Genomic DNA, 22,651 nt, shown 5'->3' with positions numbered 1-22,651 from the left:
ACTAAATTTGTAGGCATTATTAACGAGGGTATGAAGGCCATACAGTTCGTGGCAGCGGATTATTTTCTCCGTTTCATATGATTTAATTTGACTGGATAAATAGTACCTACCATTAAATATTAATATATCTTTTTTATTTTATCTATCGCACTAGTAGGAAAAAAATGTATATTATTACATTACGTATGCCTTATAAAAAAAGTTTCAAGTACTTTTATTCTCTAAAAGGTTGACGTATGACTAAAAAAAAGGAATACTATAAATTATATGATAACTCCTTATCAAGAGAGGTGGAGGGATAAAGGCCCTGTGAAGCCCGGCAACCGCTGTAAGATTACAGAATGGTGCCAAGTCCGTAAGAACACCATGGTGATCTTAGAGATGAGGAAGAGATTGCAAACCAAGCTCTTCCTTAACAGGAGGAGCTTTTTATTTTTAATTTGGAAAGAAGGAATGAATCATGGTGAACAACACAAATCAAACAACTGTATTAAAGCAAGCTCCGTTTCGGGCAGACCAGGTTGGCAGCCTGTTAAGACCGGCTCGGTTAAAAGAGGCACGTTTGCAAAAATCAGCAGGCGAGCTTACGTTAGATCAGCTGCGGGCCATCGAAAACGAAGAGATCAGCCGAATTGTTGAAAAGCAGAAAGAGGTTGGTCTGAAGGCAGTAACAGACGGAGAATTCCGCAGGTCATGGTGGCATTTTGATTTCCTTGAAAACCTCACCGGTGTAGAAGGATATCAGACTGGAGGCGGGATTCAATTTCATCAAAAACAAACAAAATCCCGTTCTATTAAAGTAACCGGTAAACTTGATTTTAACGATCATCCAATGCTGGAAGATTATAAGTTTTTACATAGTATTTCCGGTGACCATTCTGCTAAAATGACTATTCCAAGTCCAAGCATGCTTCATTTTCGGGGCGAAATAGAGAAAAGTGCATACAGCGACCAAAATGAATTTTTTAGTGACTTGGCTCAAACTTATAAAAAAGCAATCAGTTCCTTTTATGAGGCTGGATGCCGTTATCTCCAGCTTGATGATACCTCATGGGCTTATTTATGTTCTGAAGAGCAAAAAGAACAGCTTCGTGCTAAAGGCCTGAATCCTGATGAGCTCAGTGAATTGTATCTTAAAACAATAAATGACGCGGTTTCGGACCGTCCGGAAGATATGAAGATTACTATGCATATTTGCCGGGGCAATTTTCGTTCAACATGGATTTCATCAGGAGGCTATGAGCCTGTAGCGGAAAAGTTATTTGGCAGCCTGAATATTGATGGGTTCTTTCTCGAATATGACAGCGACCGTGCTGGTGGCTTTGAACCGCTTCGTTTCGTACAGCGTCCTGACTTGCAGATCGTGCTTGGATTAGTGACATCTAAATTCGGGGATTTGGAAAGCAAGGAAGAAATCAAGCGCCGGATAGATGAAGCTTCTCGTTTTGTTGATATAAGCCAGCTTTGCCTAAGTCCGCAATGCGGTTTTGCTTCAACAGAAGAAGGAAATCTTCTGACTGAAGAACAGCAGTGGGATAAGCTTCGTCATGTGGTTGAGATTGCTGAGGATGTTTGGAAGTAAGGATTGTCCGGCAATCGGGTAAAGATTACTATCTTAATAGATAGTGAACGTACAGTTTTAAGTATGATTGTTTTTTTGATTTTCGTAATATTTTTCTATATTATCCATGTTTGAAATTAAGGCTACTTCTAAAAATAAGCATAATAGAACCCGCAGCCTTTGGCTTGCGGGTTATTCGTACTATTTGGTTGTTAAGCCGCCGGAAAGCACAAATTTCATTGCTTCTTCTGGTGTTACATCAATGACTTCAATAAACTCTTTTGGAACAAAGTAGGTGAAGCCTGCCACCTGGAAGGTTTGCGGAACGAAAACGGCTGCATATTCTTTTAATGGGCTATAAAATTCCTCCAGGTTTTCAGTTGTGATAAACCCGATGCTTTTTAGTTCTGATCCAGGCTGAGTTACGAGTACCACTTTCGAGAAAGACTTTTTATCGCCGAGAAAAGAATGGACAGTGTCCTTAATGAATGAGTAGATTGTTTTGACAATAGGGATACGTGTTAAAATGCGATCGGCCAATTTAATTAGTGACCCGGTAATGAGCTGCGTTGATAGCCAGCCAAGCAACGTAATTAATGCAATGGTTAATACCAGACCGATTCCAGGTATATAGGTTTCTTTTAAGATAGGCCGCAAATAGCTTCCCAGCAGGCTGTCAAGGAAAGTAAATGTCTTGAAAACCACATATATCACTAAAATGATAGGGACAATAGTCAGGATCCCGTTAATAAAGTTTTTCAGTAAAACTTTCATGCAAGCAATTCCTCCAAAAACTCTAAAATTACTGAGTCTTGTTAGTAATAATAGAGGAGATTCGAATTAATGTTTCAGTTTTTGTGGTGTATGGTGAGTTTTTTTCAGAGACCTCAATCCGTATTTTATGCGGTCCGTCCGCCAAGCCGCTTGCAATATATAATGCCCGTTCTTTATCGAAAGGCCACCATGTGCTTAAGGAAGTGACGAATTTGTCATCTATATAAACATTGAAGATGCCTCCAGCAGGTCCCCTTAATACTTTAGCTCCTACAAATGTTCCTGTAAAATCATATTCCACAATGGCACCGATGTGATTGGATGCCAGAAAGAGACCTTGTGGAACGAATTCGTTTTGCCGGTTCGGTGTTATTATTTCATGGAATCCCTGAAAGCTATTATCATACAAAGGTGGCGCCAGAAGAGCTATTTTCTTGCTGTTTCCTGCGTTATTCCACAGTTTACTGTAAATTGTGTCTGAATAGAGCTGATAACCCTTGCCGTTAGGATGCACAAGATCCCTTGTTAATTCCTTTGCTGTAAAACCGCTTGCCCGGAAAACAGGGCGCATATCGATGTTTGAAGCCTGATAATGGCTCGAAATTGCTGCTATTTGCTTCGCGAAATTTTCGAAGGTGAGCGAGCTTTCTGTTATGGTGATCAGCTCCGCATTTGGATGCAATGCTTTCGCTTCTCTTATCAATGCTTCATATATACGGCCGAATTCGTCTGCATTCATATATTTTCTGTCATTTTCACCAAACACAATAAAAATTAAATCCACTGGACTATTTTCTTGATGACTGGTTAGCTTGTATAGGCCTTCGAAGGCTGTAGCCCCGCTTTGAACAATATATTCACCATTCAGGCGGATGCCATTTTCTATAAAAAACCGGCGTTCGAGGATTTTAAACCAGCGCATTGCGGGATGTTCTGCGCCGGATCCGCGTCCGATGCTATCACCGATTACAAGATACGAAACCGGTTTTCTTTGGTTCATTTTTTCATACACACTGCTATTTTTATCAAATCCATACGTTTTTTCGGTGCTTCCGAATAGGATGAAAAGTATGACAATGGCCATGGCTGCTGAAGTAATCGAAAGAAGCTTAAGAAAAAAACGTTTTTTCACTTCGTATCCCCCAACGTTGTATTATTGCTCTGTTTTTCTGCAGATGAAAGTGGGCGTTTATCGGTCAAATTTTTTGGACCGCAGCAAGTATTTTTGGCACATTCCCTATCCGCTTTTAACAGTACTGATATGAAATTATACATTATCTTGCCTGCAATAGTAAGCATATTTTCAAGTGCTTTGTGTGTCTTTTAATACAGTGCAGAATTTTGTTTTGATAGAGATTTTATGATTTAAAACGAATTATTCCCTCCGGGTAATGACCCGGGCAATTCTCTTGGAAACAGAAAGAGGGCTGAGCAGTTAAAAAGTAAAAAAGGGAAATCTTGACTTACTTTTTATTGGGGAAATGGGCGAATGCACAGACAGGGCAGGGAAATATTACATAGGTTATTAGTGTAATCTCAATTCAGACAAGATGAGGAGCGGATAGTATGTACGGATACGGCGGATATTGCTGTGGATACGGCGGCGGTTATGGTGGAGGATTTGGATCTGGATTTGCGTTAATCGTTGTTTTATTCATCCTGTTAATAATTATTGGTGCGTCCTTCGTCCATTAATAAACAGATTAAAAAGTGACCGGCTATCCTTTTGGAGCCGGTCTTCTTTGTGTGATGCCAGTTGTAGAAATTACACTACAGCCAACTGTAAATGCCAAATGACTTGGGGAGTGCGGAAGACAAGGTTTGGCAGTAAATTTGGGTGTGTTAAACCTATTGCAGGGTCTTGAATTTATCCATCAATTAAAGACTGTATCCTATTTATTGAGGAGTCATCCGCTGACCTTTGACCGGGATCTGCAGTCGCTGTTCCATCTTCCGGAAGTATTCAGGCCTTGGGATGGGATGGGACTATTTTTGAAAAACAGCGGGATGACAGAGTATGCACTGGATAAGAATATTTCTTCAAAACGGGAATTAGCTGGGGTATCTGTCATTGCAAATGTGAACTTTAGCCATGTACATCCATTTGCTCCGGTTCCTGTCGGTGTAACAGCTTCTGTTAAAGCTGACAGAAGCGATGTTCCAATTAAAATATTCTCTTACCATTATAAAACGCATGCAAATTCTATTAATGAAAATTGCATGCGTTCTTATGTTGGTTTGCTGATTGAAGCGAAGGCAACTGTAGAGTGAGCAAACATAGATTAAAGGGAACTTTCAGCAGCACTCAAAGGAATCCTTTTTGAAAGGGGCCATGAGGAGAAAAAATTACATAAGAGTCAAATACTTTTCTTCATACCGCAATTTCGGCATTCTCTCACATATATAAAGTTCTTTACAGAGCTCTTAAATTGGGCATTATCGCAGTTATCGCAACGGCCGCTTTTAATGTCCGGATATTCATTATAGTCATAAAGAATCGTTGTATCATAACCATTATACTCTTTTGTTTCTTCAGCCATAGAATCACCTTTAAGTAAAATTTAACCTTGTTATTATATCAGACTTTCGTTCCCGCAAATAGGCGTTTGCTTTTTGAATTAGTCGCTAACCTGTTTTTTTAACATTGTCAATATCATAAACTCTTTTATCCACTTTTTTTAATCAGCAAATTCGTTAGAGAACTTCTATTTTTTTGATCATCTATTTCCAGTCAATTGAAATATCGCCTGGCCCTTCCATCATGAAGTTTTACTTTCTAAGCAAGATTCCTTTCAGGTGTACATACAATTTACTAAATTGCTTGCGTTACGGCTGGAAAAGAGGAGAAGTGTGTGATGAACGGATCATACTTAATTAAACCGGTGCTAGATGCTGACTATCCGGTGATTAGCCATGGGAAGGGCGTCTTTTTGTTTGATAAGGAAGGCAGGGATTATCTTGATGCATCCTCGGGTGCGGTAACGGCAAACTTGGGTCATGGTGTCCAGGAAATCATTACAGCGATGGCTGAGCAGGCAAGTAAGGTTTCTTTTGTATACCGCTCGCAATTTACGAGTGAAGCTGCTGAAAAGCTTGCGGAAAAAATTGCTGAGATGACGAAGGGAAGGCTAGAATATAGCTTTTTTGTAAACAGCGGATCAGAGGCTACGGAAACGGCTATGAAAATCGCAATTCAGCATTGGCAGGAAAAGGGCAGGCCAACAAAGCACCGGATTATTTCTCGGTGGATGAGCTACCACGGCATTACGATTGGGGCTCTCTCCATGTCAGGACATGTGGCAAGAAGGGCAAGGTTTACTCCTTTGCTGGAGGATTATCCGGCCATTGACGCACCTTATTGCTATAGATGTCCTTTTAACAGCACATATCCCTCCTGCGGCCTGGCTTGTGCCACCCAGCTGGAAACGGCTATTAAAAGGATTGGGTCCGAACAAATCGCGGCGTTTATTGCTGAACCGGTTATTGGAGCAGCAGGCGCCGCGATAGCGCCTCCAGAGGGGTATTTTGAAAAAATAAAAGCCATTTGCGATGAGAATGACATTTTATTTATTGCTGATGAAGTCATGACTGGATTTGGCAGGACTGGAAAAATTCTGGCGTGTGATCATTATCGTGCTGAGCCTGACATTATTGCCTTTGGAAAGGGCATGAGCGGCGGATATACCCCGATTGCTGCCGCTGTTGTCAGTGAAAAGGTTATAGAACCAATCCTGAATGGGTCAAAATCAATTATGAGCGGACATACATTTAGTGCCAATCCGCAATCCTGCGCAGTATCACTTGCGGTATTGAATTATGTTGATGAAAATCGGATAGCAGAAAAAGCGGAGGAAACGGGAAGATATTTGAGCAGTTTGATCAAGCGGCTTCTCACTGGTTTTCGGTTTATCGGGGATTTTCGAGGGAAAGGGCTGCTTCTTGGTATTGAGTTTGTCCGCAGGCAAGATACAAAGGAACATTTCCCAGCTGCAGCAGGGATTACATCTTTAATCATTGAAACAGCCGCTAAAAACGGTTTATTACTATATCCTTCAGCAGCAGGCAAGGAAGGTATAGGCGGTGATGCCGTAATAATCGCTCCTCCCCTGACCATCACTAAAAGAGAATGTGAAGAGCTTGTCCGCAGGCTGAGGAAAACTTTGGAGGAGGCAGAAACGATTATTCGCGCTTCCTATCTCAGTGAAGCATAAAGGAAGTGGAGCAGATGCTTGCCAATACCTTTCAAAAAATTACGGAAATTGATTATATTAAACGATTTTTCAAAGACGGCATGACGATTATGTATGGGGGATTTGGCGGGATAGGAACGCCGCCGGGACTGGTTGACGCAATCATCGAAAGCAAGATAAAGGAACTTACACTGATTGGAAATGATACGGGATTTCCCGATATTGGAATAGGAAAGATTGTCACCAGTAAACAGGTAAAACGATTAATAGTGTCCCATATAGGTTCCAATCCAAATGCCGGCAAATTCATGACAAACGGCGAGCTGGAAATAGAGTTTTCGCCACAGGGAACACTTGCTGAACGCATCCGTGCAGGCGGAATGGGTCTGGGGGGAATCTTGACGGATGTAGGCGCTGATGTTGAAGTGGTAAGGCGAAATAAGCAAACATGCGAAGTGGATGGGAAAACATTTTTGATAGAGACGGCCCTTACAGCAGATGTATCAATTGTTCATGCCGAAAAGGCTGATCCATACGGGAATTTAATATTCAGCAAAAGCGCCAGGAACACCAACCCGCTTGTAGCCATGGCAGGAAAGATTACCATTGCAGAGGCCGAAGAAATAGTACCACTCGGGGAGCTGGACCCGGAGGGGATCATTACCCCGGGAGTGTTTGTAGACTATATTATTCCGTCAAAGGGGGTCAATTGGAAGTGGGTCTGGGAGCAGAAATAAGGAATAAAATCGCCAAACGGGCTGCAGAGGAGATTGAGCATGGCATGCTTGTCAATCTGGGAATCGGGATTCCTTCGCTTGTTCCTAATCACCTCCCTTCAGGAAAAACGGTCATGTTTCATGCCGAAAATGGGATAACCGGGATGGGGCCATCACCGGTTAAAGGACAGGAAGATTCAAACCTCTGCAATGCGGGCGGATATCCGGTTACCTTGCAGGAAGGAGCATCTTATTGCGATAGTGCAACTGCCTTCGGGATGATCAGGAGCGGAAAGATTGATATTACGATTTTAGGAGCTTTACAGGTGAGTGGTTCTGGGGATCTCGCCAATTGGATAGTGCCCGGTAAAAGAGTTCCGGGAATGGGCGGGGCAATGGACCTTGCTGCAAAAGCAAAAAAAGTAATCGTCGTCATGAATCATTGTGACAAAAACGGTTCTTCAAAAATTGTGGAAGTGTGTACCCTGCCGCTAACAGCCAAGTCATGTGTACAGATGGTGATCACGGAAATGGCTGTGTTCGAAGTGACTCCTGAAGGTCTGCTGTTGAGTGATATTTTCAGCCATTATTCAGTTGATGAAATAAGAGTTAGAACAGAAGTACAATTCGGAATCTCAGAAAGCCTAAGAACATTAACCTATTAAAATTTATAGTGGTTCAGCTTTTTATGAGGAGGGGTTGGATGGATAGTAAGGAAAAAATAAAAAAATGGCTGAGTGAGAATACAAATACTGGCGTAAAGTTCCTGCAGAGGCTCGTACAGGAACCGAGCAAGAGAGGCCAGGAAGGGAAGGCTCAGGCAATCGTCGTGGAAAAATGCAGGGAGCTTGGACTCTCCATTGATCTGTGGGAAATTGGAGATGATAAACTAAAAAGCCATGCAAACTTTCATTGTGACCGTACCCATTTTGAAGGCAATCCGAATCTGGCAGCGGTAAAACCCGGAAAGGGCGGGGGGAAATCGATTATTTTAAATAGCCATATAGATGTTGTGCCGGAGGGAAATCTGAAAGATTGGCACGATGATCCGTTTAGCGGAATAGTCAAGGATGGCAGGGTTTACGGGAGAGGATCAACAGATATGAAAGGCGGAACGGCTTCACTGCTGCTTGCCCTTGAGTCACTCATTGCCAATGGGATTGATCTTAAGGGCGATGTCATTTTCCAAAGTGTGATTGAAGAAGAAAGCGGGGGAGCTGGTACGCTGGCAACCGTTTTGCGCGGTTATAAGGCAGACGGTGCAATCATTCCGGAGCCGACCAATATGAAGCTGTTCCCTCTGCAGCAGGGGTCGATGTGGTTCAGAATCACAGTAAAAGGCAAGTCTGCCCATGGCGGCACAAGATATGAGGGTGTCAGTGCAATTGAACAGGCAATGAAGGTTATCGCTGAGTTACAGCGGCTTGAAAAGGCACGAAATATAAGGCTGAACCACCCGCTTTATAAAAATATTCCAATCCCGATACCGATTAATATCGGGAAATTTTCAAGCGGTGACTGGCCGTCCTCTGTTCCTGATGTAGCAGTAATCGAAGGCAGGATGGGCATTGCCCCAATTGAAAAGGTTAAGGAAGCTGAACAAGATCTTGAAGAATGCATCAGCAGACTAAACAGTGAGGATCCATGGTTTGTCGCAAAGACGGTCGAACTGCAATGGTTCGGTGCAAGATGGCTCCCTGGAAGCCTTGAGCTGGAGCATCCTCTAATGGAAGCACTGTCAAAAAACTATACTTCTGTCTTAGGTGACAATCCAATAATTGAAGCCTCTCCATGGGGAACGGACGGAGGGCTATTATCGAATATCGGTGACACTCCTGTCGTTGTTTTTGGTCCCGGAACAACTGCTGTAGCACATGATGCAAATGAATACATCGAAATCAGTAAAATCTTTAAGTCTGCAGAAATCATTGCCTGCACCTTAATTGATTGGTGTGGGGAAGCAGGAGTTAAATAAGAGGAGGGAAGGAATAATGAACCGGGCAAAATCGATTGCATTAAAGGAAACTTATAGTCTGAAATCGAGGGAATCGCAACAAAGTAAGGGGAAAAATGTTCAGAGGGGCCCTTTTAATACTGTTAAAGTGTTTGGGGGCAATGGAGTCAATAGGCTGGATTCTGCCATTGTTACTTGCACAACGTTATGAAAAAATCTGAACATAAACTAGTGCATGGCCCTGATTATACTATAGACATTTATCTCGACCCTTTTAATGAGCGGGTGAGGGTAGATGATTATCGTGGCCATTTTGGACGATGTCTGATTGAAGCTTTGCGTTTCGCGGAACAACTCGGTGCGGAAAAACTAATTTTTAAAGCGAGAAGTGAAAATTTGAATCAATTGGTATCGGCCGGATTTGCTCTGGAAGCGGTAATAGCAAAATATTTTGCCGGAAGTGATGCCTATTTTTTCGTTAAGTATTTTAAAGCAGTTCGTCGGGATAGCCTGAATTGGTTAAAGGAAGATGAAATCGTAAAAAATGTTCAGAAGCTCCCATCAGGGGGACCTATGGCCATTCCTCCTGCTGAATACGCAATCAGAAAGGCGGACTTGTCTGATGCACCGCAGCTTGCAGATCTTTATATGAGCGTATTTCAAGTTTATCCAGTCCCTATGAACAGCCCTGATTATATTCGCGAGGTAATGGAAGGAGATACCGTTTTTTACATTTACCAGTACAACAATCAGATCATCAGCGCTGCTTCAGCTGAAATTAACCGTACATACTTCAATGCGGAAATAACAGACTGTGCAACTTTGCCAGAACACCGGCAATTTGGCTTAATGAAGCTCCTTATCGCAGGCCTGGAACAAGAACTGTCGCAAATGGGGATTTTTTGTACGTATTCCATTGCCCGCTCCCTGTCCTTCGGGATGAATGCAGCTCTGCATCAGCTCGGGTATCTGTATGGTGGCCGGCTCGCAAACAACTGTTATATTTTTAGCAGCCTGGAAGATATGAATGTGTGGGTAAAAAATCCGAAATGATGGCGAAAATCGGGCAGAAAAGTGACAATTTTCCGGCAGTGTCTCATATATATGTAAACAAGTATAGAAAAGCGGAAGCGCCCTAGCAGAGGACCGTCGACTAAGTACTGGCAGGGTTGAAATCTAAGGCCATTTCAACCTCCGTCCTGTGCCAAACGTCGACGCCAGTACATCGTGGCAGCGGAAGCGGAAGAACGGCTAAGGTCGCCACGTCCTGTGGCAACGCCCGTTCTGACCCACATCATGTGGGCCTCCGACAAGCATAAGACAACGCTGCAGAAGGCGCTTTTTGCCTTCAGAAGTGATTGGCTTATAACCAAGGTTGCGATGGTACTTGATCGCAACAAAGGGTTGTGACGGCATTTGATCACAACATTCGAGGGGCTTTATTTTACTTCGTAAAAAAAGTTGCTGGGTGCTGGAGCTAGACATCTGTACTTGTTTAAAAAACTGTACATTTCTTATTTTGTTAAGCAAGGAGTGGGATGGTGCCGGAAAAAAATTTAATTATTACGCATGAGGTTTTGGAAGCGATTTTAAAATCGATTGACGAAGGTATCCATGTAATTGATTTACAGGGAAAAACCATTTTTTATAATGAAGTAGCGGCCCGTCTTGACGGGATGAAAATTGATGAAGTGCTCGGGAAACCGCTGCTTGAAGTATTTCCTTCCCTGACCAGAAAATCTTCCACACTTCTTCAGGTCATCGACAAGGGCAAGCCAATTTACCATGAAAGCCAATCGTATCTTAATCTTCACGGGGAAAAAGCGGAAACAATGAACACGACCCTTCCCATATATGTTAAAGGAGAATTGATCGGGGCTGTTGAAATTGCCAAAGATTATTCGCGCCTGCGGATACTTTCTGAAAGGCTTCTTGACCTTGAAAGCAAAATAAAAAGGAAAGAAAAGCCGAAGAGTCAAAACAACGGTGCAATTTATACATTTGAGTCGATTATTACGGCTGATCCTGGATTCAGGACCGTGATTTCGCGAGGAAAAAAAGCGGGAAGAACATCCTCTCCTGTGCTTGTATATGGGGAAAGCGGTGTAGGAAAAGAGCTTTTTGTACAGGGTATCCACAATGAGTCTTTTAGAAGAAAGGGGCCGTTTATTGCTCAGAATTGTGCCGCCCTTCCAGAATCTCTGCTTGAAAGCTTATTATTCGGAACCTCAAAAGGGAGTTATACGGGGGCTTTGGACAGGCCAGGCTTATTTGAGTTAGCAAACGGAGGCACCTTATTCCTTGATGAGCTAAATTCCATGCCTGTTGAGCTTCAGGCAAAGCTGCTTCGGGTATTGGAGGATGGCCAGGTAAGGAGGGTAGGCGGGGCCGCGAGCATTCCGGTGGATGTACGGGTGATTGCTGCCATGAATATACCGCCCGAAGAAGCACTAGAAAAAAAGATCATCCGATCTGACTTGTTTTTCAGACTGAATGTTTTGCGTTACGAGCTTCCTCCTTTAAGGCAGCGTCCAATTGATATATTGCTTTTGACAAAGCACTTCATATCCCAATTTAATACAAAGCTCAATCTGAAAATACAAGGTGCAGATAACCAAGTTTCTGCTGTGTTCGCCCGTTACCACTGGCCCGGCAATGTAAGGGAACTGAAGCATGCGATTGAATACATGATGAATGTATGTGATTCTGACGTGCTTACTGCCTATGAATTGCCCGGTTCATTTACTGCAGAGGGAAAAAAGCAAGTTGGTACAGAAGGATTTCCTTCTCTGCGAGATGCGCTCCGTGCGGCTGAACTTGAATTGATAAACAAAGCACTGCTTGAAACAAGAGGGAATATTTTGCAATCGGCGAAGCTGCTGGGCATTCCCCGCCAAACGCTCCAGTATAAGCTTGCAAAGCATGGCATGGAAGGGGATTTTCAGCAAAAAATGCTTGAAAATGATCCGAAAAGATAACACGATACCTGCAAGCAGGTCATGAACGGCTAATTCAAACATATCGTTTGAACGGCCTTTTTTATTTTGTAGAGTATTAGGTCTGTCTGTATTTTTATATGTATAAGGGTAAACAATTGGCGCGAATCTTGCATTAGATATAAGTAACAAACCTAATGGGGGAATCGACATGCTGCATGATTTATATAAACCGAAAAAGCACTGGAAGGAGTTCGAACTTTGGAAGGATGTCACTGATGAACAATGGAACAACTGGCTATGGCAGCTGACCAACACAATCAGGACGGTTGATGATTTAAAGAAGATAATTAACCTGACAGCAGAGGAAGAGGAAGGAGTCAGGATATCGGTCAAAACAATTCCCCTTAATATTACTCCTTACTATGCTTCACTAATGAATCCCGACGACCCGCGCTGCCCGATCCGGATGCAATCTGTACCTATTTCTAAGGAAATGTATAAAACAAAATATGATATGGAAGACCCGCTGCATGAAGATGAGGACTCCCCTGTGCCTGGACTGACTCACCGCTATCCGGACAGGGTTCTTTTCCTCGTTACGAACCAATGCTCCATGTATTGCAGGTATTGCACAAGGCGGCGTTTTTCCGGCCAGATAGGCATGGGTGTTCCGAAAAAGCAGCTTGATGCTGCCATAGGGTATATCAGGGAAAGCCCTCAGGTCAGGGATGTGCTGATTTCCGGTGGTGATGGCCTTCTTATCAATGACACAATACTGGAGTATATCTTAAAAAATCTCCGTGAAATTCCCCATGTAGAAATAGTCCGGATAGGGACTCGGGCACCAGTAGTGTTTCCACAGAGAATTACGGAAAATCTGTGCAATATATTAAAGAAATATCATCCTATTTGGCTGAATACCCATTTCAATACCAGCATTGAAATTACCGAAGAATCGAAAAAAGCCTGTGAAATGCTTGCAAATGCCGGTGTTCCTGTCGGCAACCAATCTGTCATTCTATCAGGGATCAATGACAGTGTTGCCATCATGAAAAAACTCATGCATGACTTAGTGAAAATTCGTGTCCGACCCTATTATATTTATCAATGTGACCTATCGGAGGGCATCAGCCATTTCAGGGCTCCTGTTTCAAAAGGGCTTGAAATTATCGAAGGGCTTCGCGGACACACCTCGGGATATGCCGTACCTACCTTCGTCGTAGACGCACCAGGCGGCGGAGGAAAAATCGCCCTTCAGCCAAACTACCTGATTTCGCAGAGCCCGGATAAAGTCATTTTAAGAAACTTTGAGGGCGTTATTACCTCATATCCAGAGCCCGAAAACTATGTTGCCGGTCGTGCCGAGGACTATTTTAAAGAAATATACCCAGATTATGGGAATGAAAAATCGAACACAGGAATTGCTGCCGTGATGAATGAAACAAGGTTCAACTTAATACCGGAAGATCTGCAGCGTTTGGATAGACGCCATAAGTATAAGGAAGATCCTTCTCATATTTCCCTGAAAGATAAACGGGAAAAACGGGATGAAATGAAGGAGAAGAAATATCTGGCACAGCAGAGAAAGCCATCAGTAGACCAAAAAGCTGATACTGTCAGCACCTCAAAAAATACAAAAGGAGGCGGGGACGAAGATGATATGTGATTGGTGTGGAAGTAAGGCACGGAAAGGGCAAGATACAGTATATTGGGAACTCCCGGACGGAACCAGGGCTATTGAAATAACCGGAACACCCGCTGTCTTCTGCATGGGATGTGGAATGACCTATCAGACAGATCAAATAACGAAAGCTATTGAGGATCAGCTGTTTTTAATAGATACAAAAAAGATAGTAAAAACAATTAGTTATGAAGAGCTGATGGCATTGCCACGACTGCTAAAGAAGAATTATTTTGATTTTTCTTCTTAAGTTCATTTTCTTTCAAATGTTTTTTCATATATTCACAAAATGTTCAAGTCCAGTTCTCCCGAAGTCTCCTTTTATAAAATATATTTAAGGAAAGTAAAGGAATAGAGGGGTGAACAGGTTGTATATTGCATTGGTTATTATGATGGTTGCTGCGATGTTTGTATTATTTTTGTGCGGTTATTATGTAGGCATTATCAAAGAAAAATATGGGAAAAACTGGCTATTTGCGGTACCGGTGACAATAGCGATTCTCATGTTTAATGTTATTTGGGCTTTAATGGAAATGTCAAAGGACGGCAGGTGGCAATAAGGATAGCTCTGCCCGACGATTCTTTCGGCTGGACGCTTGTGCATCAACTTATAGGTGCAATTTCCGCCCTAAGATCAAAAAGGCTGCTGGAAGCTGGAACTGGAATATCTCTACTCGTAATAAATAAATACTTTCGTATCTTTAAATTAAGGGCATACTCCAATTATACATACGGAGAATGTCCTTTTTTATTGGTGAGATAGGTAACGGGATTGCCGGTAGACGAATCCTGATTCTTCCGTTATATTAATAACCAAAACATTGCGAACGTATGCTGGCTTATGACCGCTGATTTTGAGAAAGGCTGGCATATGATGCTGGAGCGTATAACGCATAGGGGGCTTGGGATTTGAAATCGTTTTACCATTTTTTAATGAGATACCGTCAGCCGGATGATAAGTCTGAACTCGCCAGATTTGCGAACGAAGCATATACAGATCATTCTTTTCCTAAGCAATCCGCTGATTACCATGAAATCAGCAGCTATCTTGAGATGAACGGACATTATATAAATAATATGGCTACATTTGACCATGCCTGGGATCTATATCTACAGCATGAACAATCCTAAAAATTTTATAAAATTATTAAAAATAAAAAAACGCCGGGATTAATTCATCTCTGGCGTTTTTCCTTATAACAGAAAAAAATCATTTCTTGTAATGTTTTACTTTGGGTGCCGTGCAAACAGTTTTTTCTGCGGACATTCCACCACCCAATAGGTTCAAGTTGAATGGCGAGTATCGTACATTTTGCATATACTATCATACTTAAACTTCATGAACAGTGCCCGAGGGGATGTAAAAATGGGGAAAAAGAAAATGCCAAAATTTAAAAAAGATGACACAGTCGTTATCACGATGTATGGAACTGTCGGAAAGATTACCGATGTGAAATTCATTAATGAGACTTATGTGTACGAAGTAAATTTCAGTGACGGACTATATATGGAAAACACCCTTCAGCATATATCGGAGTTCGAGGGTGAGGTTAAGGAGCATATTGATATTGAATATAAATTCTTTTTTGGTGATTTAGTAAAAGTAGAAGGTTATGGCCAGGATTACTTTAAAGTTGTGGGGTTCAGAACTGAAATTTGGCGCTACAAAGAAAACGCCTGGGAAGATGTTATTTATGAACTTTCCAGGATTACTGATGGTGAATGGCTGGAAGCACACGAGGAAGAAATGACTCTTATAGCTGATGCCGAAAGAGCTGATAATATAATTCAGAAGCTGGGGCTTCTTCATCCAATCAACCAAAAACCAGTAACAAAAGAGATAAATAAGCTTCCTGTTGTAAAGCTTAAAAAAGAGGCAGAACGGATGGAGCAGACAGAGGAAAAAAAACAGCTAATTGATGGATTGCTTGATTTATATAACGACTATTCTATTCTATATAAATGGTTTGGCGATGATGAGTTTAAGCATGTAATGAACCTTGTAGTTATGAAAATTAAAAAAATAGCTGATGAGCTCTATCCAAATAAAAAGAATGCTGGAAACTAAAATCAGGTACGTGTCTCAATAGTGATTTTAATAAATGGAATGGTTTCCAAGAGTGGAATAAACTTATCCAAGTCTTCATACACCTTTAACAAAGGGGGCGATGATATGCGGGAAATTGAGGTTTTTATAGACACAGAAGAAATAGCTGAATTTTTCTTTCAAGAGCTTGTTAGAAGGGGATATATACCTTCCAACGACGAATTGGAAGAACTTGCGGATATTACATTCGAGTACCTGATTGAAAAGTGCATCATCGACGAGGATATGGATGAGTGACAAGCAGGCAAGCTTCTGAGCGGAGGAAGTATCATAACCTATCAGAGCCCTGGCAAACACTTCATTAGCAACTGTGGGATTGAGATGAGCAGCCAGGATTAAACTCCAGAAACAAAAAAATGCCAGTTAATGTTTCCCTTATTAACGACGGTGCAACCGTCGTTTTATTATGGCAGTTTTGCCGTGAAACCTTTAAAAGGTTTATTCGTATATAATTGAGAATTAGTAATTTCTTTTAAGGGGGAAACAGAATGACATTATTTAATAAGATGCTGGCGAGTGTTGGCATCGGAAGTGCGAAGGTAGACACACGTCTGGAGAAAGACCGTTTTTATCCCGGTGATTATGTTAAGGGAGTTGTGGAGGTACAGGGAGGGAATATCGCCCAAAAAATTGAAGAGATTCACCTTAAACTTGCTACTACATATATCCGTGAGCATGATGACAAAAAGATTAAACAAACAGCAGTTTTCGAAACCTTTCGCTTAACTGCACCATTTGAAGTGGCTCCGAATATGAAAAAAGAAATTCCTTTTCAATTGCGGCTGCCGCTTGATACACCTTTAACCTATGGCAAAACAAAGGTATGGATATCCACAGGGCTGGATATCAAGAATGCAGTAGATCCCACTGATGAGGACTTCATCCACGTCCAGCCTGATGCCTTGCTTCATTCCGTACTTCTGTCCTTGACGGAGCTTGGTTTTAAACTGAAGAATGCCGATTGTGAGGAAGCACCTCACCGTCTGCGAAGAAGGTATCCATTTGTGCAGGAATTTGAATTTGTGCCGGTTAGCGGACCGTATCGAGGAAGGCTTGATGAATTGGAGCTTGTATTCTTCCGGGAATCAGAGAATGAGGTGCAAGTCCTATTGGAAGTCGACCGTAAAGCAAGAGGGCTGGCTGGTTTGTTTGCACAAGCACTGGAAATGGATGAAACAAAGGTAAGGACAGTACTGAGTACATCGGATATTTCCAATATGAAAAATAAGCTCGATTCCATTATTAGGGCTCACGCTTAACGAGAAAGTTTTATTCACGGAAGGCTTCGCTGCAGCGAAGCCTTTTTTGAATGATAAGAAGTATAACTTTTTTAACAACTACAGATGTCTAGCTCCAGCGCCCAGCCCCTCGAGGTCATAAGCCAAGCGCTTCGGAAGGCAAAAACAGCCTTCTGTCAGCGCTTGTCTTATGCTTGCCGGAGGCCCACACGATGTGGGTCAGAACGGCGTTGCCACAGGAAGTGGCGATCTTAGCCGTTCTTCCTCTGACCAGGGCGCTTTCGCTTTTCTGGAAGTCTAGCTCCAGCGCCCAGCAGCTTTTTTACAGAATAAGCCCCCACGTATAGGACAAGGAATGCAATAGGAGCGAGGCATCGAACGAACAAAGCGGCTGCTATGTGAGGACGTAGCGACATTAGCCGTTTTCCCCATCAAAGTTCAGGTGCTGCACTGCACTGTATTTTATGTTTTCCCTTTCTTCATGAAGGAGGGGTTTAAAGTAGTTTTTCATCTGCCAGGCGGGTATGATATAGTATGATAGGTATACCTGTTAAGGAGGAAATGAAAATGAGTGTACATATTGGTGCAAAAGAAAATGAGATAGCTGAAACGGTGCTTTTGCCTGGAGATCCGCTCCGAGCTAAATATATTGCTGAAACCTTTTTGGAAAATCCAAAGCTCTATAATGAGGTTCGAAATATGTTTGGATATACCGGTACATATAAAGGAAAGCAAATTTCCGTGCAGGGAACTGGTATGGGTGTTCCTTCAATTTCTATCTATATCCATGAACTGATGCAAAGCTACAATGTCCAAAACCTGATTCGCGTTGGAACATGCGGGGCAATCCAAAAGGATGTAAAGGTCAGGGATGTTATTCTTGCGATGAGCGCATCAACTGATTCCCAGATCAATCGCCTAACATTTGGCGGAGTGGATTATGCTCCTACTGCAGATTTTGAGCTGCTAAAAAAAGCATATGATGCAGGAGTAGCCAAAGGGCTGCAGCTTAAAGTAGGCAACGTCTTTACGGCAGACTCTTTTTATAATGAAAATAGTGATTTGGAGAAGTGGGCCAGATATCAAATTCTTGCGATCGAGATGGAAACCGCAGCTCTTTACACGCTTGCAGCTAAATATAACCGCAAAGCCATTTCTGTTTTGACTGTAAGCGACCATATCCTTACCGGGGAAGAGACGAGCGCAGAAGAAAGGCAAACAACCTTCAATGAAATGATTGAAGTGGCACTTGACGCTGCCATTCAATGACCTAGAAGACGGGGAGAGAAATCATCATGAAAAAAAAGACGATTAGCTTCTTCTTGGTTATGTCGGTATTACTGTCAGGGTGCCAGCCATTTCACTTTAAAATGCAGAACGATGAAGGTCCTTCAGCGGCGGCAAAGGATAATGATAAGACTTCTAGTGCCGCGGAAGATGGAATCGAAATGGACGACCGGGAAGATATTTCGGTGAAAGATGAAACTCGGCAGGCTTCTTCAGAATCGGGATTATCTTTGCCTTCCGACAACTTTAATACTGTCATTGAGGCAGACGGAAAAAGGCTAATTCAAAATCCCGATAACATTATGGCTCTAGTTAATAAAGAATTCACATTGCCTGAGTCATATATTCCAGCAGACCTTGTCCGTCCATCCATCCCCTTTTCGTTTGGCGATCAGCAGGAAGAAAAAGCCCTGTTGAGGAATGAGGCAGCGATGGCACTTGAAAAACTATTCCGTGAAGCTGGACAAGCAGGAATAGAATTATTTGCTGTCTCAGGCTATCGCTCCTATAACCGCCAGCATGCCATTTTCGAGGCAGAGGTTGAGCAGAAGGGCCAGGCAAAAGCTGTTGAAGCAGTTGCCAATCCTGGACAGAGCGAACACCAGACTGGCCTAGCAATTGATATTTCCAGCAGAAGCAACCAGCTACTGCTGACCCAGCAGTTTGAAATGACTCTTGAGGGGAAGTGGTTAAAGGAAAATGCCCACAAATATGGGTTTATCCTGCGCTACCCAAAAGGTAAAGAATCGGTAACAGGGTATAAATATGAACCCTGGCATTTTCGGTATGTAGGTGTTGAAGCAGCAGCCGTTATTTTTGATGGAGACCTCACGCTGGAGGAATACTTTAACATTGTTGAAAAAATCTAAATAAAAAATGCGCTTATATAGTAAAACGCAGTAATCGGCAAAGAAAGTGGTGGAATCACTGTGGAGGAAGGCACGAATCAAGAAGAGCAGAAGGACAGATCCAAGTTTGTCCGCATCAAAAAATTCCAGTTTATAATGCTGATTTTTTCACTGGTACTCGTTACCGCTGGAATTACTGTCCTTGCCCTGACATTAGGGGGGGGAACGGAACAGCCCATCGCACAAAGGATTGACAGCGATAGGCAGGAATTCAATAAACTGTTTTCCACTTACGATACACTTTCCAAGGAGTATTACAAGGATGTAGATGAAAATAAACTGATTAACGGGGCAATCAATGGAATGATCGATTCGTTGGAGGACCCATACTCGGATTATATGAACGAAGAAGAAGCAAAGAGTTTTCATGAAAATATTTCTTCTTCATTCGAAGGAATTGGAGCTGAAATACAGGAACAGGAAGGCCGTATTGTCATTGTTTCTCCAATTAAGGGCTCACCTGCTGAAAAGGCTGGCCTGCAGCCTAATGATATTATTCTTAGCGTTAACGGAAAAAGCCTTCAGGGCATGAGTTCAACAGAAGCAGTACTGCTAATCCGCGGGAAAAAGGGGTCAGAGGTTGAACTGGAAATCCAAAGGGGAGAGAATACTGAACCTCTAATGGTCAAGCTTACGCGTGATACCATTCCGCTTGAAACGGTTTATGCAGAAATGCTCAAAGACGGAATCGCTAAAATACAAATCACCAGTTTTTCAGAAAATACGGCACAAGAACTAAGATCAGCTATCAATGATATGGCAGGCAAAGGCATGAAGGGAATCATAATCGATGTGCGCGGAAATCCGGGAGGCTTGCTGGATCAGGCTGAAGAAATTGCAAGTATGTTTGTGCCGAAGGGTGAAGTGATTTTCCAGGTTGAGGACAGGAGCGGAGAAAAGGCTGTTTTTAAATCTAAAAATGACCGTGAGTTGGATGTCCCAGTTGTCGTGCTTGTCGACAAAGGAAGTGCAAGTGCTTCTGAAATCCTTGCAGCAGCAGTAAAGGAATCTGCTGGAATCCAGCTGGTAGGGGAAAATACTTTTGGTAAAGGGACTGTCCAATCTGCCAAAGATTTCGACGATAAGTCAAACTTCAAATTTACCACGGCAAAATGGCTGACCCCTGATGGGAACTGGATCCACAAAACGGGGATAAAACCTGATGTTCAGGTGGTTCTGCCGCAATATGCCAATCTTGCTTTCATTTCACCTGATAAGGAATTGAAGCTGTCTGATTCATCTGCTGAAGTGAAAACAGCGGAGCAAATGCTCGAGGCACTTGGCTTTGCACCTGGCCAGGTTGACGGATTCTTTGACCAACAAACAAAAAAAGCTGTTCAAGCATTCCAGACAAGCAAAAAGCTTGAAGCTACAGGTGTTGTTAAGGGGAAAACAACCCTTATGTTAATGGAAGGTTTAAGGAATAAAATCCTCAGCAACGACACACAGCTTAAGAAAGCACAGGAATTGCTCAACAAAGAAATTACCAAATAACTCGTAGAGGTATACTTTACCCTGTCAGTACAAAGGCTGGCAGGGTTTTTATTTTGCCTGAAGTTTGAAATAATTACCAATAATACCGTATATGTCCTCGTTGAAGAGGGCAAATTAATGTAAGTGAAATTTTTGTAAGGGTGAATAACTTTCATCCTTGTCGGAAATGGGTGTGAGTTTGCTTGGGAATAATAAAGTTCGTTTTTCTATTTTTGATGGTTTTATCCGCTTGTACTCATCAGCCAGACAAACTGAACCATTCCGGCGATGATGAACCTCCTAAGCAAATAAACAGCCAGCAAAATAATACTGTTGGGTATAAAGAAAATCCTCCCGGGACATTCCTGCTGGTTGGCATTGATTCAAGAGGGGAAGACCAATCACGTGCAGATACAATTTTAGTTGCTCAGTATGAACATAAGCATAACCAATTGAAGCTAGCATCTATTATGAGGGATTGCTACGTGAAGATTCCCGGTTACCCGCAACATTATCATAAAATAAATGCAGCATATTACTTTGGCGGGACAGAATTACTTAAAGAAACAATTCTGGTCAATTTTAATTTGCAAATAGACCATGTGGTTACAATTGATTTTCAAGGTTTCAAAAATTTGGTCGATTTGCTGGTCCCTGATGGGGTAGAAGTCCAGGTGAGTGAAACGATGATTGACGACATGAGCATGGAAGCTTCAGCCGGTTTAAATCGGCTTCATGGGGAAGAAATACTAAAGTATGTCAGATACCGGCATGATGACAACAGTGATTTTGGCAGAGTGCAGCGTCAGCAGGAAGTACTCCTGAAATTAAAAAATGAGATTGCCAACAGGCTTGGCAGTGTAGAAGGGATCACAGTTTTGCCAGGAATAATCAAAGAAGGCCTTGGTATGATCGAAACGGATATGCAGTTAAATGCGATCCTTGGTATCGGCAGCCAGCTCATTTTAAACAATGCAGCGTCTGCAGAAAACCTGACAATACCGCTTAAAGGAACATTCCAGGATAAACTTTATCCGCATGCTGGGGCGGTTCTTGAAATAAACATTCCTGAAAACCAAGAAGCTCTATCAGAATTTTTTTCTAGCCGGAGCGGGCAGAATAATAAGGAAATTTGAGCTGAGGTTGCACCTTAGGCTATTAATTATTCATAGTTGAGCCCATATAACAACCGTAAGACAATATTCATTCTCTTGCGGTTTTTTACTGTCCTTGTTTTCGTATTACTCTTTCAATTTCCTAATTGCGGATTGTATTTAATTTATAGTGATGATTCATTTTACTTTTAATCTCTATGTCTCCAACATATTGAAAGCCGCATTTTTTATTACTTTATTGGAACCAACATTTCAACGTGTGCTAGTGCATTCAGTGTTGCAAAATTTCGCTGAATAAATAATCGATTAGCGTCTTTGCTGCCTTTGTGACATAGCCGCGGCCTTCATAGTTTTTTGAAATAGCATAAAATATCTCAGTATTCGGTTTCGGTAATTGATCTTTAGGTCCCGCACAGCACCACCCAATGAATTTATCTGTTTCCTTTAAAACTATCCCCAATCGAAAATAACCTTCTGGCCTTCCTTCCGATATTAGTTTTAAGAAGGCTTTATTGCCTGGTATTTCCCAATCACTAACCCATGGCAACCGTTGTTCTTTGGTGGTTCTCCATTCTGGCAGGTAATGATATATATCTTCCTCTAATGAAAGAGTTAAATTGAATCTGCATCTTCAAGGATGTATTCACGCAAGATAAACTCGCCGCAATCAATTGTAAATAATTCACTCATTGTTGGCCCTCTTACTCA

At 42.2% G+C, this 22,651-nt stretch carries 25 protein-coding genes and 1 riboswitch; of the genes, 21 read left to right on the top strand and 4 right to left on the bottom strand.

Features of this window, described 5'->3' with window-relative positions; all coding sequences use genetic code 11:
• The first annotated feature begins 275 nt into the window (after positions 1-275).
• Positions 276-388: riboswitch (SAM riboswitch) on the top strand.
• 72 nt (positions 389-460) lie between these two features.
• Complete coding sequence (locus tag D0469_RS17665) at positions 461-1,582, top strand: 5-methyltetrahydropteroyltriglutamate--homocysteine S-methyltransferase (RefSeq protein WP_117328040.1); 1,122 nt, start codon at positions 461-463, stop codon at positions 1,580-1,582.
• A gap of 180 nt (positions 1,583-1,762) precedes the next feature.
• Here the strand turns inward: D0469_RS17665 and D0469_RS17660 are convergent, their stop codons facing one another.
• Together D0469_RS17660 and D0469_RS17655 are read right to left on the bottom strand one after the other, a co-directional pair.
• Positions 1,763-2,335: a DUF502 domain-containing protein gene (locus tag D0469_RS17660; RefSeq protein WP_117328039.1), complete on the bottom strand. Its 573-nt coding sequence runs from the start codon at positions 2,333-2,335 to the stop codon at positions 1,763-1,765.
• Positions 2,336-2,363: 28 nt separating this feature from the next.
• Positions 2,364-3,467 carry an SGNH/GDSL hydrolase family protein gene (locus tag D0469_RS17655; protein WP_117328038.1) on the bottom strand — a complete coding sequence of 368 codons (1,104 nt, stop codon included), beginning with the start codon at positions 3,465-3,467 and terminating at the stop codon, positions 2,364-2,366.
• A 434-nt stretch (positions 3,468-3,901) separates the two neighbouring features.
• Here D0469_RS17655 and D0469_RS17650 point away from each other — a divergent pair, with 434 nt between their 5' ends.
• Both D0469_RS17650 and D0469_RS17645 read left to right on the top strand, forming a co-directional pair.
• Positions 3,902-4,030: a YjcZ family sporulation protein gene (locus D0469_RS17650; RefSeq protein ID WP_117328037.1), complete on the top strand. Its 129-nt coding sequence runs from the start codon at positions 3,902-3,904 to the stop codon at positions 4,028-4,030.
• A 126-nt stretch (positions 4,031-4,156) separates the two neighbouring features.
• Positions 4,157-4,606 carry a hypothetical protein gene (locus D0469_RS17645; RefSeq protein ID WP_117328036.1) on the top strand — a complete coding sequence of 150 codons (450 nt, stop codon included), beginning with the start codon at positions 4,157-4,159 and terminating at the stop codon, positions 4,604-4,606.
• A gap of 86 nt (positions 4,607-4,692) precedes the next feature.
• Here D0469_RS17645 and D0469_RS17640 read toward each other — a convergent pair whose 3' ends face one another.
• Positions 4,693-4,875: a hypothetical protein gene (locus tag D0469_RS17640; protein WP_117328035.1), complete on the bottom strand. Its 183-nt coding sequence runs from the start codon at positions 4,873-4,875 to the stop codon at positions 4,693-4,695.
• Between the two features lie 315 nt (positions 4,876-5,190).
• On the opposite strand from D0469_RS17640, the gene D0469_RS17635 reads away from it, so the two are divergent.
• From D0469_RS17635 to D0469_RS17555, 18 genes are all read left to right on the top strand, one after another.
• The gene (locus D0469_RS17635) at positions 5,191-6,546 is read left to right on the top strand and encodes an aspartate aminotransferase family protein (protein ID WP_117328034.1); all 1,356 of its coding nucleotides are present in this window, start codon (positions 5,191-5,193) and stop codon (positions 6,544-6,546) included.
• Positions 6,547-6,560: 14 nt separating this feature from the next.
• Positions 6,561-7,262, top strand: a complete 702-nt coding sequence (locus D0469_RS17630; RefSeq protein WP_117328033.1) for a CoA transferase subunit A — start codon at positions 6,561-6,563, stop codon at positions 7,260-7,262.
• Positions 7,241-7,906, top strand: coding sequence for a 3-oxoacid CoA-transferase subunit B (locus D0469_RS17625; RefSeq protein ID WP_117328032.1), 666 nt, complete (start codon positions 7,241-7,243; stop codon positions 7,904-7,906). The genes D0469_RS17630 and D0469_RS17625 overlap by 22 nt, the downstream gene beginning before the upstream one ends.
• A gap of 38 nt (positions 7,907-7,944) precedes the next feature.
• On the top strand, positions 7,945-9,216 hold the full coding sequence (locus tag D0469_RS17620; protein WP_117328031.1) for a peptidase: 1,272 nt from the start codon (positions 7,945-7,947) through the stop codon (positions 9,214-9,216).
• Positions 9,217-9,232: 16 nt separating this feature from the next.
• Positions 9,233-9,406 carry a hypothetical protein gene (locus D0469_RS21215; protein WP_158553561.1) on the top strand — a complete coding sequence of 58 codons (174 nt, stop codon included), beginning with the start codon at positions 9,233-9,235 and terminating at the stop codon, positions 9,404-9,406.
• Positions 9,403-10,248, top strand: a complete 846-nt coding sequence (ablB, locus tag D0469_RS17615; protein WP_117328030.1) for a putative beta-lysine N-acetyltransferase — start codon at positions 9,403-9,405, stop codon at positions 10,246-10,248. Before D0469_RS21215 ends, ablB begins: the two co-directional genes overlap by 4 nt.
• A 485-nt stretch (positions 10,249-10,733) precedes the next feature.
• A complete protein-coding gene (locus D0469_RS17610; protein WP_117328029.1) occupies positions 10,734-12,173 on the top strand; it encodes a sigma-54 interaction domain-containing protein in 1,440 nt (479 codons plus the stop codon).
• Between the two features lie 169 nt (positions 12,174-12,342).
• Positions 12,343-13,800 carry a lysine 2,3-aminomutase gene (kamA, locus tag D0469_RS17605; protein WP_117328028.1) on the top strand — a complete coding sequence of 486 codons (1,458 nt, stop codon included), beginning with the start codon at positions 12,343-12,345 and terminating at the stop codon, positions 13,798-13,800.
• The gene (locus D0469_RS17600) at positions 13,790-14,065 is read left to right on the top strand and encodes a YokU family protein (protein ID WP_117328027.1); all 276 of its coding nucleotides are present in this window, start codon (positions 13,790-13,792) and stop codon (positions 14,063-14,065) included. The genes kamA and D0469_RS17600 overlap by 11 nt, the downstream gene beginning before the upstream one ends.
• Positions 14,066-14,183: 118 nt before the next feature.
• The gene (locus tag D0469_RS17595) at positions 14,184-14,375 is read left to right on the top strand and encodes a hypothetical protein (RefSeq protein ID WP_117328026.1); all 192 of its coding nucleotides are present in this window, start codon (positions 14,184-14,186) and stop codon (positions 14,373-14,375) included.
• Positions 14,376-14,724: 349 nt separating this feature from the next.
• Complete coding sequence (locus D0469_RS17590) at positions 14,725-14,946, top strand: YozE family protein (RefSeq protein ID WP_117328025.1); 222 nt, start codon at positions 14,725-14,727, stop codon at positions 14,944-14,946.
• A 235-nt stretch (positions 14,947-15,181) separates the two neighbouring features.
• The gene (locus D0469_RS17585; RefSeq protein WP_117328024.1) at positions 15,182-15,883 is read left to right on the top strand and encodes a hypothetical protein; all 702 of its coding nucleotides are present in this window, start codon (positions 15,182-15,184) and stop codon (positions 15,881-15,883) included.
• Positions 15,884-15,988: 105 nt separating this feature from the next.
• Positions 15,989-16,159: a YozD family protein gene (locus D0469_RS17580; protein WP_117328023.1), complete on the top strand. Its 171-nt coding sequence runs from the start codon at positions 15,989-15,991 to the stop codon at positions 16,157-16,159.
• 251 nt (positions 16,160-16,410) lie between these two features.
• On the top strand, positions 16,411-17,181 hold the full coding sequence (locus D0469_RS17575; protein ID WP_117328022.1) for a sporulation protein: 771 nt from the start codon (positions 16,411-16,413) through the stop codon (positions 17,179-17,181).
• Positions 17,182-17,727: 546 nt separating this feature from the next.
• The gene (deoD, locus tag D0469_RS17570; RefSeq protein WP_117328021.1) at positions 17,728-18,429 is read left to right on the top strand and encodes a purine-nucleoside phosphorylase; all 702 of its coding nucleotides are present in this window, start codon (positions 17,728-17,730) and stop codon (positions 18,427-18,429) included.
• Positions 18,430-18,455: 26 nt separating this feature from the next.
• Complete coding sequence (locus D0469_RS17565; protein ID WP_117328020.1) at positions 18,456-19,316, top strand: M15 family metallopeptidase; 861 nt, start codon at positions 18,456-18,458, stop codon at positions 19,314-19,316.
• Between the two features lie 60 nt (positions 19,317-19,376).
• The gene (locus D0469_RS17560) at positions 19,377-20,849 is read left to right on the top strand and encodes a lmo1851 family serine protease (RefSeq protein WP_325048976.1); all 1,473 of its coding nucleotides are present in this window, start codon (positions 19,377-19,379) and stop codon (positions 20,847-20,849) included.
• Between the two features lie 182 nt (positions 20,850-21,031).
• Positions 21,032-21,964 carry an LCP family protein gene (locus D0469_RS17555; protein WP_117328019.1) on the top strand — a complete coding sequence of 311 codons (933 nt, stop codon included), beginning with the start codon at positions 21,032-21,034 and terminating at the stop codon, positions 21,962-21,964.
• Between the two features lie 250 nt (positions 21,965-22,214).
• Here the strand turns inward: D0469_RS17555 and D0469_RS17550 are convergent, their stop codons facing one another.
• On the bottom strand, positions 22,215-22,490 hold the full coding sequence (locus tag D0469_RS17550) for a GNAT family N-acetyltransferase (protein ID WP_233523103.1): 276 nt from the start codon (positions 22,488-22,490) through the stop codon (positions 22,215-22,217).
• Positions 22,491-22,651 lie beyond the last annotated feature (161 nt).

Source organism: Peribacillus saganii (genome assembly GCF_003429095.1).
In the GTDB taxonomy this organism is placed as follows: domain Bacteria; phylum Bacillota; class Bacilli; order Bacillales; family DSM-1321; genus Peribacillus; species Peribacillus saganii.
Note: the sequence above shows the minus strand (reverse complement) of the source record. Positions and strands in the feature narration are given on the sequence as shown.